Raw genomic sequence first — 15,553 nt, forward strand, 5'->3', positions numbered from 1 at the left:
TACACTACATACCATATCGACCCGATCCAACCAAATTCATGACGAAAGAATGAGGAACATGAACTACTCTAACAAACAGGAACTGACAGCCGCCGAAGGCGCGGTCTACTATCTGTTCGGAGCCACTGGCGACCTGGCGCGGAGGAAGCTGTTCCCGGCGCTTTTTTCCCTATATAAAGAAGGCAAGCTGGCGGAGGACTTCGCGGTCGTCGGCCTTGCCCGCCGTCCGCGCGACAACGGGCAGTTCCGCCAGGACGTCTACGAGTCGATCCAGGAGTTCTGCCGCTACAAGGCGATCGACCAGGAGCTTTGGAGCCGGTTCGCGGATCATTTCGTCTACATGTCGCTGGACATCCACAACGTGGACGGCTTCCGCGAGCTGAACCGGCTGTCCGGCGAGCTCGACCAGAAGTTCGGCATCAACGGCAACCGCCTCTTTTATCTCGCGCTGGCGCCGGAGCTGTTCGGTCCGGTCTCGTTCAACCTGCGGGACGGCGGGCTGCTGGAGTCCGCCGGCTGGCACAAGCTCGTCATCGAAAAGCCGTTCGGCTACGATCTGGAGTCGGCGCGCGAGCTGAACGGCCAGCTGAGCCAGGTGTTCAAGGAGGAAGAGGTGTACCGGATCGACCACTATCTCGGCAAGGAGATGGTGCAGAACATCCAGGTGCTGCGCTTCGCGAACCAGCTGTTCGAGCCGCTCTGGAACAAGAACCATATCGCCAACGTCCAGATCACGCTGTCCGAGACGGTCGGCGTCGAGGAGAGGGGCGGTTATTACGATCATTCCGGAGCGCTGCGGGACATGGGCCAGAACCATATCCTGCAGATGATTACGATGATTGCGATGGAGCCGCCGGGGAGGCTCCATCCGGAGAGCCTGCGCGACGAAAAGGTCAAGGTGCTCCGTTCCCTCCGACAGCTCGGCAGCAGCGAAGAGGTGCGCGAGCGCGTCGTGCGCGGCCAATACCGCGCGGGCAGCAGCAAGGGCAAGGAGCTCCCCGGCTACCGTCAGGAGGACAAGGTCGATCCCGAGTCGTCGACGGAGACGTATTTCGCGGCCAAGGTATACGTGGATAATTTCCGCTGGGCCGGCGTGCCGTTCTACATCCGCACCGGCAAGCGCCTGCCGGTCAAAACGACGGAGGTCGTCATCGAGTTCAAGAACGTGCCGGACAACGTGCTGTTCGCCAAGCGGCATGAACTCGGCCCGAACCTGCTCGTCATCCGCGTCAATCCGATGGAGGGCATCTACCTCAAGATCAACGCCAAGCGCCCGGGCTCCGACAACGAGGTGCAGCCGGTCGCGATGGAGTTCTGCCAAAGCTGCCAGATCGGCATCAACACCCCGGAAGCCTACGAGCTGCTTCTCTACGATGCCGCCCGCGGGGACTCCACCTACTTCACCCGCTGGGACGAAGTGGCGGCTGCCTGGACGTTCGTGGACCGCATCGCGGCCGCCTGGCGGGAAAACGACGGCGATCTCCGCTCCTATGCGGCCGGCTCCTGGGGGCCGGAGGAAGCGGATCGCCTGCTGCAGCAGGACGGCTTCTTCTGGTGGCCCGTCAACGGCCAAGCCGAGGACAACGTCGTCTGGATCAGCGGCGGCGGCAGCTGATCGGCTGATTTCCCATCCATTCACCCTTCCAATCCTGTTCGGGCATCCGGACAGGATTGGAGGCGTTTAAGACCTGCATTTTGCGATCGCGAAAGGAGACTCCTATGTTCAAGGTCTACGACATCTCCATGACGGTGCAGCCCGGCATGGCCGTATGGGGCAACGCTCCCGCCAAGCAGCCGGAGCTGCGTACGCTGAATCCGCATCCTCCGGACAAGAACGGCGTGTACGAGACCGAGCTGCGGCTCGGCGTCCACACCGGCACGCATCTCGACGCCCCGCTGCACATGCTGGCGGACGGCGATACGATCGAGACGATCAGCCTGCAGGAGCTGGTCGGCAGCGCGCGGGTCGTCGACTTGACGCATGTGCGGGACGGCATCGGGCGCGCCGACCTGGAGCCGCTCGGCCTCGTCCGCGGCGACTGGGTGCTGTTCAAGACGATCAACTCCGAGACCGATACGTTCGAGGACGATTTTATCTACTTGCGCGAAGATGGCGCTCGGTATTTAATTGAAGTAGGGGTTCGAGGCATCGGCACGGATGCGCTCGGCATCGAGCGCTCGCAGCCGGAATATCCGACGCATCGGCTGCTGTTCCGCAACCGCATCCTGATCGTGGAGGGCCTCCGGCTCAAGGAAGTCGCCGCCGGAACCTACTTCATGGTCATCGCTCCGCTCAAGCTGAGCGGGATCGAGGCCGCGCCCGCGCGGGCGCTGCTGATCGGTTCATGACAAAGGAGAACAAGCCGATGCCGCTGCCGATCTGAGTTCTTCGGCGATCCGCCCACGGAGAACGACGCATAGTCGGAGCCTGACGATAAATTGTACGAAGCAAGGAGAAGTCCATGACGAAGCAACTGAACGAAGAGATTCAACACGAAGTCGACAAGAGGCGCACGTTCGCCATCATTTCCCACCCCGATGCCGGCAAGACGACGCTGACCGAAAAGCTGCTGCTGTTCGGCGGCGCGATCCGTGAAGCCGGGTCCGTCAAGGCCCGCAAAGCGAGCAAGCATGCGACCTCCGACTGGATGGAGATCGAGAAGCAGCGCGGCATCTCGGTCACGTCCTCGGTGATGCAGTTCGACTACAACGGGCATCGCGTCAACATCCTGGATACGCCGGGCCACCAGGACTTCAGCGAGGACACGTACCGCACGCTGACGGCCGCGGACAGCGCGGTCATGCTGATCGACGTCGCCAAGGGCGTCGAGGCGCAGACGATCAAGCTGTTCCAAGTCTGCCGCCGGCGCGGCATTCCGATCTTCACGTTCATCAACAAGCTCGACCGCGAAGGCCAGAGCCCGTTCGACCTGATGGAGGAGCTCGAGCGCGTGCTCGGCATCCGCAGCGTGCCGATGAACTGGCCGATCGGCATGGGCCGCGAGCTGTGCGGCGTCTATGACCGCATGAAAAACCAGGTCGAGCTGTTCCAAGGCAACGACCACTCGACGATCGAGGTGCGCAAGGTCGGCGACTTCCGCGATCCGGTCATCCGCGAGATGGCGGGCGACTATCTGGCCGACCAGCTGGAGCAGGATCTGGAGCTGCTCGATGTCGCGGGCGATCCGTTCGACTTCGAAAAGGTGCGGGCCGGCGAGCTGACGCCGGTATTCTTCGGCAGCGCGGTGAACAACTTCGGCGTGCAGACGTTCCTCGAGAACTTCCTGCAGCTCGCCCCCAAGCCGGCGTCGCGCAACAGCACGAGCGGACCGGTGGAGCCGACGAACGAGAAGTTCAGCGGATACGTGTTCAAGATCCAGGCCAACATGAATCCGGCGCACCGCGACCGGATCGCCTTCCTGCGCATCGTCTCCGGCCGCTTCGAGCGCGGCATGAGCGTCAAGCATGTGCGCATGGGCAAGGACATCAAGCTCGCCCAGCCGCAGCAGTTCCTCGCCCAGGACCGAGACATCGTCGAGGCCGCCTATCCGGGCGACATCATCGGCCTGTTCGATCCCGGCATCTTCCGGATCGGCGATTCGCTGGCGATGTCCAAGGATCTGGAGTTCGACGAGCTGCCGACGTTCTCGCCGGAAATTTTCGCCAAGGTATCCATCAAGAACGCGCTCAAGAAGAAGCAGTACGAGAAAGGCCTCGACCAGCTGACCGAAGAAGGCACGATCCAGGTGTTCACGACGGCAGGCGGCTTCGAGGACACGATTCTCGGCGTCGTCGGGCAGCTGCAGTTCGAGGTGTTCGAATACCGCATGAAAGGCGAATATGGCGTCGACGTCATCCTGCAGCGGATGACGTTCCAGTTCGCCCGCTGGATCGTCGACGATAACATCGATCCGTCCAAGTACCGCATCAACTCGACGCTCGTGAAGGACAAGAAGGGCAACTATGTCGCTCTCTTCGAGAACGAGTACGCGATGCGCACGGCCATGGACAAAAATCCGACCTCGAAATTTCTCGAGACCGCTCCTTGATGGAGCGGTTTTTTTCTTTTGCAGCGTGTCGCGATTTCGCATTGACAGCTGAAAGCGCTTCGCGTTAGAATGAACGCGCGTACATTTTGGGTCTATGAATCAGCAAGCAACGGAAAGATGGGTTGGCGATGAGAAAGCAAGTAGCAGACAAGGCGGGCGTCTCCGAGGCGACGGTATCGAGGGTATTCAGCGGCTCGGAGGCGGTGAAGCCGAAAACCCGCGACCGGGTGCTGCAGGCGGCGAGCGAGCTGGGCTACGTGCCGAGCGAGCTGGCGCGGCAGTTCGCCAAGCGCCGCAGCGGCAACATCGGCGTCGTGCTGCCGTACCTGCCGAAGGTGCAGCTGTTCTCGACGTACTACTTCTCGGAAATTCTCGGCGGCATCAGTGAGGCGGCTCGGGAGCATGGGGCCGATCTGCTGCTGCTGCAGCGAAGTCCGGACGAGCGGCGGGAGTACGAGCTGCTGTTCCGGCAGCGCAAGGTCGGCGGCCTGATCGTGCTCGGCGCCCGCGACGGCGAGGAGGAGCGGGAGGCGCTGCTGGAGCTGGAGCGGAACGGACATCCCTATGCGCTCGTCAACCAGCGGATGGATGGGCTCGAGCGGCGGACGGTGGAAGCGGATCACCTTGAAGGGAGCCGGCTGGCGACGGCGCATCTGCTGGAGCAGGGCTGGAGCCGTCCGGCGTTCATCGGCGGGCCGCCGGACTACTCCAACAGCCGGGATCGGCTGCTCGGCTACCGCGATGCGATGAGCGCTGTCGGCGCGGATCGGATCGAGCCGCTCGTCGGCAACTACAGCCGCAAGAGCGGGCTGGAGATGGCCGCCGCTGCGGCACGGCTCATCCGCGGCGGAGAAGCGGACGCGCTGGCGGCGGCGAACGATCGCATGGCGATCGGCCTGCTGCAGGGGCTGCGGCAGCTCGGGCTGGAAGCCGGCCGGGACTATGGCCTGGCCGGCTACGACGATTCCGACGGCGCGCGGCTGACGCAGCCGGCGCTGACGAGCGTTTCGGCGAGCTTTGACGAGATGGGGCGGCTGGCGGCGCAACTGGCCCTCGGCGAGCTGAAGCGGCCGCCCGGCAAGCTGCCCCCGCGCCTCGTCGAGCGGGAGTCGAGCAGGAGGCGGGGCGTCTAGCAGGAACGAGGCGAGGCGGAGGCTGTCGCAAGCAGGGGGAGACGGACCAATTCAAGCGAAACGGGGAGAGGCAGATGGCGCAAGCGGAAAAGAAGAACATGCTTCGGATCGGCATGATCGGCTACAAGTTCATGGGCAAGGCGCACAGCAACGCCTATCGGGCGCTGCCGATGTTTTTCGGCGGCGCTCCGCTGCAGCCGGAGATGGCCGTGCTATGCGGGCGGGACGCCTCGGCGGCGGAGACGGCGCGCGCCCAGCTCGGCTGGCGCGAGCTGGAGACGGATTGGCGCAAGCTGGTCGAGCGCGACGATCTCGATCTGATCGACATCAACGCGCCGAGCGACGCGCATCTGGAGATCGCGGTCGCGGCGGCGAAGGCGGGCAAGCATCTGTTCTGCGAGAAGCCGCTGGCGCTCACGCTGGCGGATGCCCGCACGATGCTGGAGGCGGCCGAGCAAGCCGGAGTCAAGCATATGACCGGCTTCAACTACCGCTTCTCGCCGGCGGTGAAGCTGGCGAAAAAGCTGGTCGATGAGGGCCGGCTCGGCCGCATCTATCATTTTCGCGCGTGGTTCCTGCAGGACTGGATCGTCGATCCGGACTTCCCGCTCGTCTGGCGGCTGCAGAAGGAGATCGCCGGCTCGGGCTCGCACGGCGATCTCGGCGCGCATCTGATCGACCTGGCCCGCCATCTGGTCGGCGAATTCGACGAGGTGGTCGGCATGAGCGAGACGTTCGTCAAGGAGCGTCCGCTGCCGACGGAAATGTCCGGCCTGAGCGCGAGAGGCAGCGCGGCCGAGGACGCGCCGCGCGGCCCGGTCACGGTCGACGACGCGACGCTGTTCCTGGCCCGCTTCGCCGGCGGGGCGCTCGGCAGCTTCGAGGCGACGCGCTTCGCGCCGGGCCATCGCAGCACGAACTCGTTCGAGATCAACGGCAGCAAGGGCAGCGTCCGCTTCGATTTCGAGCGGATGAACGAGCTGGAGGTGTACTTCGCCGACGATGCGGAGGACGTGCAGGGCTTCCGGCGGGTGCTGTGCACCGACGCGGCCCACGCCTATGCGGACGCCTGGTGGCCGGCCGGGCATACGATCGGGTTCGAGCATACATTCACGCATGAGATGCTGGAGCTGCTGACGGCGGTCGCGGAAGACCGCCAGCCGAGTCCGAGCTTCGTGGACGGCGTCAAGTGCCAGGAGGTGCTCGAGGCGGTGGAGCGCTCCGTCGAGGAGCGGCGCTGGGTGAAGCTGACGGAGCTGACGGAGGGCTGAGCAAGCCGGGGGAGGAAGGGCATTGTCCGCAGGAGGGAAGGCGGCGGATGTCGAGGAGCTGGATACGCTTGAAATGAGGGAGAGGGGCTGGCTACAGGTGAAACAGGCATTGATCGTGCAAGGCGGCTGGGACGGACATCAGCCGAAGGAGGTATCGGAGCTGCTCGCCGGCGTGCTGCGGGCGGAAGGCTTCGACGTGACGGAATCGGATACGCTCGACAGCTTCAAGGATGCGGAGCGGATGGCGTCGCTCGATCTGATCGTGCCGCTCTGGACGATGGGCACGATCGAGCAGGAGCAGCTGAGGCCGCTCCTCGACACGGTGCAGGCCGGCTGCGGGCTGGCCGGCTGCCATGGCGGGATGTCCGACGCGTTCCGCCAGGAGGTCGACTATCAGTACATGGTCGGCGGCCAGTGGGTCGCGCATCCGGGCAACGACGGCGTGCGCTACGACGTCGAGATGGTCGAGGCGGACGATCCGCTGACGGCCGGAATCGGCACGATCGAGGTCGCTTCCGAGAAGTACTACATGCATGTCGATCCGGCGATTCGCGTCCATGCGATCACCCGGTTCGGCGAGACGGAGATGCCGGTCGTCTGGACGAAGGGCTGGGGCGAGGGACGCGTCTATCACTGCACGCTCGGCCATCAGGCGGACATCGTCGAGATGCCGCAAGTGCTCGAGCTGATGAGGCGGGGCATGCTGTGGGCGGCGGAGGGCAGGCAGGCCGCCCGCGAAGCTGCGGCAGCAGCGGCGGAGCAGGAGGAGGCGCGATGAGCGGGACGATGCGCAAGGCGAAGGTCGGCATCATCGGCTGCGGCAACATCAGCCGCATCTACTGCAAGAACCTGCAGGCTTTCGAGGAGACGGAGCTCGTGTTCTGCGCCGACCTCGATCCGGCCCGGGCGGCAGAGCGCGCGGCGGAGTTCGGCGTGCCGAAGTCCGGCACGGCGGAGGAGCTGCTCGCCGACCCGGAAGTGGAGATCGTCGTCAACCTGACGATCCCCGCGTCGCATGCGAAGGTGAGCCTGATGGCGCTGGAGGCGGGCAAGCATGTGTACGCGGAGAAGCCGATCACGGTGACGCGCGAGGAAGCGCTCGCGCTGCAGGAGGCGTCCCGCCGTAGCGGCAAGCGCATTGCCGGCGCGCCGGAGACGTTCCTGGGCGGCGCGATCCAGACATGCCGCCGGCTGATCGACGAAGGCGCGATCGGCCGGCCGGTCGCCGCCTCCGCGTTCATGCTGAGCGGAGGCCATGAGGGCTGGCATCCCGATCCGGAGTTTTATTACAAGCCGGGCGGGGGCCCGATGTTCGACATGGGGCCGTACTACCTGACCGCGCTCGTGACGCTGCTCGGGCCGATCGCGTCCGTGACCGGCTCGGCCGTGACGACTCACGCGGAGCGGCGGATCGGCAGCGAGCCGAAGAAGGGCACGGTCATCCACGTCGAGGTGCCGACTCACCTGGCCGGCGTGCTCGATTTTGAAAGCGGGCCGGTCGCGACGCTCGTCACCAGCTTTGACACGCCGGGCGGCACGACCGTGCCGCCGATCGAGATCTACGGCACCGAAGGCACGCTGCTCGTGCCGGACCCGAACAACTTCGGCGGAGACGTCAAGCTGCGCCGAATCGGGCAGTCCGGCTTCGAGAGCATCCCGCTGACGCATGGCTATACGGACAACAACCGGGGCGTCGGCGTGGCCGACATGGCTCGGGCCATCCGCGAAAATCGCCCGCATCGGGCGAGCGGGGACATGGCCGCGCATGTGCTGGAGGCGATGCACGGCATCCACGACGCCGCTGCGTCCGGCATGCGCTACCGGATGCGCAGCCGCTGCGAGCGGCCGGAGCCGATGCCGGCGCTGCAGCCGGAGGACGGCGCGGCGGCGAATTGAAGGGACGGCAAGGCTGCCGTAAAGGCCGGATGAGGCGACCGCCTCATCCGGCTTTTCGCATGCCCGGCTTTTCACGTCCTGGCGAGGAAGCGGTCTTGGGGGCATGGCGGATTCCGCCGGCCAGAATTCCGCCGAGCCCGATCGGCGCCCGCCTCTCGGCAAGAGCTCGCATGCCTAGAGCAGTCTGCAGCAAGGTGGATCAGAGGCTTCGCTCAATCCGAACCGTCCAGCTCCTCGAGCTGGAACGCGGTGCGGAAGCGCAGGCTGTCCGCAGGAGCGCGCAAGGAGCGTCCGCAGAGCTGCTCGATCTTGGCCATGCGGTACAAGACCGTATTGCGATGGACATACAGCGCCTTGGCGGTATCGGCGATGCGCCCCTGGTGCTCATAGTAGGCGCGCAGCGTCCGCCGCAGCTCCTCGCTCTCCTCGGCCGTGTCCAGCGCCCCGAACGTCTCCGCGACGAAGCGGCGCCGCTCCGGCAGCGGGAGCATCCGCAGCAGCTCGGGCAACTCCTGCACGTGGCTGAACTGAAGGAAGCGGCGCTTGCCGACGAGCAGGCCGGATTTCCAGGCATTCCCGGCTTCCTGAAACGAACGGGAGAGCGACGACAGGCGATCGGATGGATTGCCGATGCCGCAGCTGAGGCCGATCCCGAGCGCCTCGCCGGCTTGCAGGACGACCCGCTGCAGCGGCATGCCGAGCAGCCGCTCGAGCCCGCTCGGGCCGCCCTGCAGGCAGGGCTCGATCATGGCGAGCCCGTCCTGCTTGGCGAACAGCAGTCCGCCGAGCCCGGCCGACCGGGCCGCTTTCTTGACCGCTTCGTACAGCTCGTCCCGCTCGCGCCGATCCATGCGCTGCGGACTCGACCCGCCGCCGGCCTCCTGGCCGGCGGGCGGGTCTTTTTTGATGACGGCGCACACGTAGGGCCGATCCGGCTCCAGGCCGTAGCGGCGCCCCCGGCGCGCAATCTCCGATTCCTGCGCGATCAGGCCGTCGACGACGTCGGACAGGAAATCATGCTTGAAGCGCCGCGAGCGCTCGCGTACGGCCAGCGTCTTGAGCAGCTCGAAGCTGGCGACGTTGGCCGCCTGCTCCAGCGTCTGGTACGCCATTTCGTCGGGGGCTCCGGATTCGCAGGCGGCCAGAAGCCCGCCCTGGAGCTGCGTGGTGTGGATCGGCGCGGCAAGCACGCCGGACCAGCGGCAGCTCGGAACGTCGTCGAGCGGCAAATAGACCGGGCGCAGCGAGGAGCGGCCGAAGCTCTCGCGCAGGCGCCGGAAAATGGCGCCCGTCAGCGGATGCTCGATGCCGGGCGGATCCGTCTCGGACGCGAGGCGGGAGGAAAACGCCTCCTCCGGCACGATGCCGGAGGAGGCGACCGGCTCGCCCTCCGCGCCGAGCAGAAGCACGGGCAGGCCGATCAGGCGACCGACGGCCTCGATGAGATCCTGAAGGCTGCGGCCTTCCATGACGAGCTCGGTCAGCTGACGGTGCGCGAGCAGCGCATACCGCATCTCCTCCGTGCGGACCTGGAGGATGCGGGCCATGAGCTGCTGCACCGCATCGGCCAGCGAGCAGTCCAGGCCGAGCTCCAGCAGCGGCAGCCGGTGCCGGTCCGCCGCTTCGATCAGCTCCGGCGGAATCCGGTCGAAATAGCGCTTGGTCTTGATGCCGAGCCCCGCGCAGCCGAGGCGGCCCATCTCCTCGACGAGACGGACGAGCACCTCCGGCTGATCCTTGACGGCGTAGGCGGTCGTCAGCAGCAGCTCGCTCGGCTTCAGGAAGTCGAAGATATCCGGCGAGTCCATCATGTTCACGCTCGACACCAGCCGGTCCAAGCCTTCCTTGCCGGCGACGAGCCGGGAGCTGCCGAGCATCGGCGCATGAATCAAGTCCCCGATCCGCATAGGCGGGTTTCTCCTTTCCTGAGCCAATTTAGAACGGCTCGCTTGGATGATGACCGTTTATTATGTAAGAAAATCTGACTTAACTAGAAAGGCGTTTGGTGGAAATGAACAAAACAGGCGATGATTTTGATTCAGTATAACCAATGACAACCAAGACGGCAATCCAGTACGCTTAGCTCAAGTCATATCGAGTCAGGAAAGTTGACATAAAACGAGGTGGGGCATATGAGTACGATCTTGATCCGGGAAGGCTTCGTACTGACGATGAACGATGAACGCGAGCTGCTGGAGCCGGGATATGTGCTGGTCGAAGGCGACCGGATCGCGGAGGTGGGCAGCTGGCCGCCGGTGGAAGGGGAAGAGCGGCTGCTCGCGCGCGCCGACCGGATCGTAGAAGCGCGGGGGATGGCGGTCATCCCGGGCCTCATCAACAGCCACACGCATCTGTTCCAGACGTTCCTGCGCGGCGTATCGGACGAGTACCGGCTGTTCGACTGGCTGCGGCAGGTCATCTGGCCGGGCTCGCTGGCCATGGAGGAGGAGGATTTCTACCTGGCGGCGATGATCGGCTGCGTCGAGAACCTGAAGTCCGGCGCGACGACGGTGATGGACCATCATTACATCCACACGTTCGAAGGCAACACGGACGGGGTGCTGCGGGCGATGCGCGAGAGCGGTATCCGCGGCTATCTGGCCCGAGGCGGCGTCGACCTGAGCTACGAGGAACGGCTGCGCGAGGACGAAGAGACGATCTTCCGCCGCACGGACGAGGCTCTGGACCGCTGGGACGGCGAGGCGGGAGGCCGGCTGCGGATCGCGCTGGGACCGCTCAACCTGTACGGCTGCTCGCGGGAATTCCTCGAGCGGGCCGCCCGCTTCAGCCGCGAGCGCGGCCTCATCGCCCACATCCATGTCGCGGAGACGAGCGGCCAGATCGAGAACACGCTGGAGCGCTTCGGGCTGCGCAACCTGGAGCTGGTCGAGGCCGTCGGGCTGCTGGGGCCGTCCACGCAGGTCGTGCACGGCATCTGGCTCAGCGACCGGGAGCTGGAGCTCATCCGGGATGCGGGCGCCTCGGTCATCCATTGTCCGGTATCGAACATGTATCTCGCCTCCGGGGTGGCGCGCGTGCCGGAGATGCTGGAGTCCGGCATCAACGTCGCGCTCGGCACGGACGGCCCGGGCAGCAACAACTGCCAGGACAATCTGGAGGTGCTCAAGTTCGCCGCCTGCCTGCACAAGCTCGACCGGATGGACTCGACCTTGCTGCCGCCCATGCAGGTGCTGGAGCTCGGCACGCGCGGCGGAGCCAAGGCGCTCGGCCGCGACGGCGATCTCGGACAGCTCGCGCCCGGCATGAAGGCAGACATCGCTGTCGTCGACCTGCAGAAAGCGCATATCGCGCCCTTGCACCGCGTCTCTTCTGCGCTCGTGTACAACGCCAACGGCAACGACGTGCATACGGTGCTCGTCGACGGACAGATCGTCGTCAACGGCGGCGCCTGCACGCTCGTGGACGAAGCGGAGATCATCCGCCGCGCCCAGAGCCGCGTCGATCGCTTGCGGAGCCGGCTGGCCGCGGCCTACCCGGCGTATGCCCAGCGGAGCTGAGGGCGGCGGGTCGGCGCCAAACCAACCGAAAGGAGGCACGATCCATGGAGGCTGACGGATCGGTTCGCGAGAAAACGGTCAAGCTGCTCGTCGAAGCGCTGTTCCATGCCTTGGCGCTCACAGGAGCGCTGGCGGCCGGCGCCGCAGTCATGGCGGCGGCGGGCATCTCTCCCTGGGCCGCCTATCCCGCCCTGTGGGACGGGGCGGCCGGCAGCCTGGACAGCTTCAAGGAAACGCTCGTCAAGGCGACGCCGCTGCTGCTGACCGGACTGGCCTACAGCTTCGCCTACCGCTGCGGCCTGTTCAACATCGGCGCCGAAGGCCAGCTCTACGCCGGAGCGCTCGCCGGAACGGCCGCGGCGCTGCTGCTGCCGCCGCTGCCGGGCTGGCTGCACCTGCCGCTCGCATTGCTGTGCGGCATGGCAGGCGGGGCGCTGTGGGGCGGCATCGCCGGAGCGCTCAAGGCCGGACGGGGGGCCAGCGAGATCATCAGCACGATCATGCTCAATTATGTCGGCTTGTATCTCGTGAGCTACATGGTGACGGGTCCGCTGCGGGATGCGGGCGGCTCGCTGCCGCAGTCGGCGGCGATCCCGCTCGCGGCGGAGCTGCCCAAGCTGCTCGGCTCACGGCTGCATGCCGGCGCGCTGATCGCGCTCGCGGCGGCAATCGTCGCGTATCTCGTGCTTCACCGCTCCACATGGGGCTACGAGATTCGTTCCGCAGGTTCCAACCGGCGCGCCGCCGAGGTCGCCGGCATGCCGGTGAAGCGCAACACGGTGCTCGTGCTGATGGCGAGCGGCGCCTTCGCCGGGCTGGCCGGCTGGATGGAGATCGGAGGCGTGCAGAACCGGCTGCTGCAGAACTTCTCGCCGGGCTTCGGCTATGACGGCATCGCCGTGGCGCTGCTCGGAGGCGCGCATCCGCTCGGGAATATCCTGTCGGCGCTGCTGTTCGGCGGACTGCGCAGCGGCGCGAACGCCATGCAGCGCGCGACAGGCGCTTCGACCTCGCTCGTGTACGTCATCCAGGCGGTGCTCATCATCCTGATGCTCTGCAACCGCTACTGGCTGAACGGCGTGAAGCGGATGATCGTCGCGAGACTGCTCGGCGGACGGGAGGCGGGCCGAGCCGGACCCGCAGCCGCCATCGAGACGACGAAGCTGGGAGGGGAAGGAGCATGAGCGCAGACGCATGGATCCACTACGCCGAAGCGGCGATCCGGCTGTCCGCGATCGTGCTGCTGGCGGCGCTCGGCGTGCTGTTCATGGCTCGCAGCGGCATCCTCAACATCGGCATGGAAGGCATGATGCTGATCGGCGCGCTGGCGGCCGTGCTCGGCTCGGCCGCCGGCGGCAGCGCCTGGACGGGACTGGCGGCGGCGGCCGCTGCCGGCTGCCTGATCGGCCTGCTGTTCGCCTTTCTCGTCGTCACGACCGGAGCCGACCAGGTCATCATCGGCACGGCGCTCAATCTGCTCGGCCTCGGCGTGACGACGGTATTCGGACGCTCGCTGCTCGGCATGGGCACCGAGGCGCGGCAGGCCGTCAGCCTGCAGCCGCTGCCGATCCCGCTGCTGAGCGACCTGCCGGTCGTCGGACCGATGCTGTTCCAGCACAACCTGCTCACCTATCTCGCCTTCGCCCTGCTTCCCGTCGTCAGCCTCGTCCTGTACCGGACCGGCTGGGGCCTGAGCGTACGGGCGGTCGGCGAGCATCCGCTCGCGGCCGACACCCTCGGCGTGCGCGTGCACCGGATCCGCTACCAATGCTGCGCGATCGGAGGCGTGCTGGCCGGACTGGCGGGAGGCGCGCTGTCGATCGGGCTCCTCAACCAGTTCACGGAGAACATGGTGGCGGGCCGCGGATTCATCGCCTTGTCGGCCGTCATCTTCGGCCGCTGGACGCCGGGCGGCACGGCGGCGGGATCGCTGCTGTTCGGAGCCGCCGACGCCCTCCAGCTGCGCTTCCAGACGCTCGGCATCGAGATTCCGTACCAGTTCCTGCTGCTGTTCCCGTATGTGCTGACGATGCTGGCGCTCGCCTGGTTCTCCGGCCGGACGCGGGCGCCGGCGGCGACAGCCAAGCCGTACAAAAGCGCCGCCAACCGTGTCTGAGACCGAAGCCAAGAGGTAGAAGGGAGGAGGATCGCCATGCGGATAAGCGCAGGGGAAGAGATCGTGCTCGCCACGCGCGGGCTGACGAAGCGCTTCGGCTCGTTCACGGCGAACGACGGATTGGACTTGGACTTTCGGCGCGGAGAGATCCATGCCATCCTCGGCGAGAACGGGGCGGGCAAAAGCACGCTGATGAACATGCTCTCCGGCCTGATCGAGCCCGACGGGGGAGAGATTCGGCTGAACGGAGCGTCCGTCCGCTTCGGCTCGCCGCGAGCGGCGATGAGAGCGGGCATCGGCATGGTGCATCAGCACTTCATGCTCGTGCCGGCGCTGACGGCAGCGGAGAATGTCCTGATCGGGCTGAAGCAGGGGCGCGGACCGCTGCTGCGCAAGCGGCAGGCCTGCCGCGACATCGCGGAGCTGTCGGAGCGGTACGGCCTGCGGATCGACCCTGCGCGCAAGGTGCAGGAGCTGTCCGTCGGCCAGCAGCAGCGGGTGGAGATCGTCAAGACGCTGTATCGCGGAGCCGAGTTCATCATCCTCGACGAGCCGACGGCCGTGCTGACGCCGCTCGAGACGGAGGAGCTGATGGCGATCCTGCGCGGCTTGCGGGAGCAGGGCAAGACGATCGTCTTCATCAGCCACAAGCTGCAGGAGGTGATGGGCGTCTGCGACCGCGTGAGCGTGCTGCGGGCAGGGCGGCTCGTCGCGAGCCGGGACGTCTCCGCCACGAGCGCGGCGGAGCTGGCCTCGCTCATGGTCGGACGCGAGCTGAAGCCGGTATTGCCGCGAACGGCGGCGCGCGAGGGCAAGGTCCGGCTGGCGATGAGGGACGTGCATGCGGAGGCGCCGGGGGGCCAGAGCCTGCGCGGAGTTTCGCTGGAGCTGCGCGAAGGGGAGATTCTCGGCATCGCCGGCGTCGACGGCAACGGCCAGCGGGAGCTGTGCGAGGTGCTGCTCGGCCTGCTGCGGCGGACGGGCGGCCAGGTGGAGCTCGGAGGAGCCAGCCTGGAGCGGCCGAATCCGCGCCGGATGGCGGAGCTCGGGGTCGGCTATATTCCGGAGGACCGGCATCGGGAGGGGCTGTGCCTCGATCTGACGATCGGCGAGAGCCTGATCGCCAAATCTTATCGGAGCCGTCCGTTCAGCCGCTTCGGGCTGCTGCGGCCGAGGAAGGTGCGGGAAGCCGCCGAGCAGGCGGTGCACTCGTTCCGAGTGCGTACGCCCGGCCTGGCTGCGCCGGTGCGCGCGCTCTCCGGGGGCAACCAGCAGAAGGTCGTGCTGGCGAGAGAGCTCATGCTGGAGCCGAGCCTGCTGCTGGCGATGCAGCCGACGCGCGGCATGGACGTCGGAGCCGCGGAGCAGGTGCACGCGCGGCTGCTCGCCGAGCGCGAGCGCGGCTGCGCCGTGCTGCTCCTGTCGACGGAGCTGGAGGAGGTGCGGGCGCTTTCCGACCGCATCGCCGTCCTGTTCAAGGGCAGGCTGGTCGGCGTCATGGCGCGCGGAGAGTTCGAGGCCGAGCGGATCGGCCTGTGGATGGCGGGGCTGGACGGGTGACGGATGGCGC

12 protein-coding genes are annotated in these 15,553 nt (G+C 66.5%); 11 read left to right on the forward strand and 1 reads right to left on the reverse strand.

All coding sequences use genetic code 11. The features are described from left to right. Positions 1–58: 58 nt before the first annotated feature. The 7 genes from zwf (at position 59) to HGI30_RS06530 (ending at position 8,349) form a co-directional block, all read left to right on the forward strand. Positions 59–1,615 carry a glucose-6-phosphate dehydrogenase gene (gene zwf, locus HGI30_RS06500; protein ID WP_168906882.1) on the forward strand — a complete coding sequence of 519 codons (1,557 nt, stop codon included), beginning with the start codon at positions 59–61 and terminating at the stop codon, positions 1,613–1,615. A 104-nt stretch (positions 1,616–1,719) separates the two neighbouring features. Beyond that, positions 1,720–2,349: a cyclase family protein gene (locus HGI30_RS06505; protein WP_168906883.1), complete on the forward strand. Its 630-nt coding sequence runs from the start codon at positions 1,720–1,722 to the stop codon at positions 2,347–2,349. Between the two features lie 113 nt (positions 2,350–2,462). Then, the gene (locus tag HGI30_RS06510) at positions 2,463–4,049 is read left to right on the forward strand and encodes a peptide chain release factor 3 (RefSeq protein ID WP_168906884.1); all 1,587 of its coding nucleotides are present in this window, start codon (positions 2,463–2,465) and stop codon (positions 4,047–4,049) included. A 128-nt stretch (positions 4,050–4,177) separates the two neighbouring features. Then, positions 4,178–5,182, forward strand: a complete 1,005-nt coding sequence (locus HGI30_RS06515) for a LacI family DNA-binding transcriptional regulator (protein ID WP_206110031.1) — start codon at positions 4,178–4,180, stop codon at positions 5,180–5,182. 74 nt (positions 5,183–5,256) lie between these two features. Continuing rightward, the gene (locus tag HGI30_RS06520) at positions 5,257–6,453 is read left to right on the forward strand and encodes a Gfo/Idh/MocA family protein (RefSeq protein ID WP_168906886.1); all 1,197 of its coding nucleotides are present in this window, start codon (positions 5,257–5,259) and stop codon (positions 6,451–6,453) included. A 97-nt stretch (positions 6,454–6,550) separates the two neighbouring features. Further along, positions 6,551–7,231 carry a ThuA domain-containing protein gene (locus HGI30_RS06525; protein WP_168906887.1) on the forward strand — a complete coding sequence of 227 codons (681 nt, stop codon included), beginning with the start codon at positions 6,551–6,553 and terminating at the stop codon, positions 7,229–7,231. Between the two features lie 8 nt (positions 7,232–7,239). After that, positions 7,240–8,349: a Gfo/Idh/MocA family protein gene (locus HGI30_RS06530; protein WP_168909761.1), complete on the forward strand. Its 1,110-nt coding sequence runs from the start codon at positions 7,240–7,242 to the stop codon at positions 8,347–8,349. Between the two features lie 212 nt (positions 8,350–8,561). Here HGI30_RS06530 and HGI30_RS06535 read toward each other — a convergent pair whose 3' ends face one another. Continuing rightward, positions 8,562–10,256 carry a PucR family transcriptional regulator gene (locus HGI30_RS06535; RefSeq protein ID WP_168906888.1) on the reverse strand — a complete coding sequence of 565 codons (1,695 nt, stop codon included), beginning with the start codon at positions 10,254–10,256 and terminating at the stop codon, positions 8,562–8,564. A gap of 225 nt (positions 10,257–10,481) precedes the next feature. Here HGI30_RS06535 and HGI30_RS06540 point away from each other — a divergent pair, with 225 nt between their 5' ends. From HGI30_RS06540 to HGI30_RS06555, 4 genes are read left to right on the forward strand one after another with little or no spacing between them, the layout of a single operon-like run. After that, the gene (locus tag HGI30_RS06540; protein ID WP_235680344.1) at positions 10,482–11,867 is read left to right on the forward strand and encodes an amidohydrolase family protein; all 1,386 of its coding nucleotides are present in this window, start codon (positions 10,482–10,484) and stop codon (positions 11,865–11,867) included. Positions 11,868–11,911: 44 nt separating this feature from the next. Then, on the forward strand, positions 11,912–13,051 hold the full coding sequence (locus tag HGI30_RS06545; RefSeq protein ID WP_168906889.1) for an ABC transporter permease: 1,140 nt from the start codon (positions 11,912–11,914) through the stop codon (positions 13,049–13,051). Further along, on the forward strand, positions 13,048–13,983 hold the full coding sequence (locus tag HGI30_RS06550; protein WP_168906890.1) for an ABC transporter permease: 936 nt from the start codon (positions 13,048–13,050) through the stop codon (positions 13,981–13,983). The genes HGI30_RS06545 and HGI30_RS06550 overlap by 4 nt, the downstream gene beginning before the upstream one ends. A 36-nt stretch (positions 13,984–14,019) precedes the next feature. Then, positions 14,020–15,543, forward strand: coding sequence for an ABC transporter ATP-binding protein (locus tag HGI30_RS06555; protein ID WP_168906891.1), 1,524 nt, complete (start codon positions 14,020–14,022; stop codon positions 15,541–15,543). The last annotated feature ends 10 nt before the right edge of the window (positions 15,544–15,553 follow it).

Source organism: Paenibacillus albicereus, from assembly GCF_012676905.1.
Lineage (GTDB): Bacteria > Bacillota > Bacilli > Paenibacillales > Paenibacillaceae > Paenibacillus_O > Paenibacillus_O albicereus.

Coding starts and splice junctions, on each gene's coding strand:
- zwf (WP_168906882.1), top strand. CDS start 59: ATGAACTACTCTAACAAACAGGAACTGACAGCCGCCGAAGGCGCGGTC.
- HGI30_RS06505 (WP_168906883.1), top strand. CDS start 1,720: ATGTTCAAGGTCTACGACATCTCCATGACGGTGCAGCCCGGCATGGCC.
- HGI30_RS06510 (WP_168906884.1), top strand. CDS start 2,463: ATGACGAAGCAACTGAACGAAGAGATTCAACACGAAGTCGACAAGAGG.
- HGI30_RS06515 (WP_206110031.1), top strand. CDS start 4,178: ATGAGAAAGCAAGTAGCAGACAAGGCGGGCGTCTCCGAGGCGACGGTA.
- HGI30_RS06520 (WP_168906886.1), top strand. CDS start 5,257: ATGGCGCAAGCGGAAAAGAAGAACATGCTTCGGATCGGCATGATCGGC.
- HGI30_RS06530 (WP_168909761.1), top strand. CDS start 7,240: ATGCGCAAGGCGAAGGTCGGCATCATCGGCTGCGGCAACATCAGCCGC.
- HGI30_RS06535 (WP_168906888.1), bottom strand. CDS start 10,256: ATGCGGATCGGGGACTTGATTCATGCGCCGATGCTCGGCAGCTCCCGG.
- HGI30_RS06540 (WP_235680344.1), top strand. CDS start 10,482: ATGAGTACGATCTTGATCCGGGAAGGCTTCGTACTGACGATGAACGAT.
- HGI30_RS06545 (WP_168906889.1), top strand. CDS start 11,912: ATGGAGGCTGACGGATCGGTTCGCGAGAAAACGGTCAAGCTGCTCGTC.
- HGI30_RS06550 (WP_168906890.1), top strand. CDS start 13,048: ATGAGCGCAGACGCATGGATCCACTACGCCGAAGCGGCGATCCGGCTG.
- HGI30_RS06555 (WP_168906891.1), top strand. CDS start 14,020: ATGCGGATAAGCGCAGGGGAAGAGATCGTGCTCGCCACGCGCGGGCTG.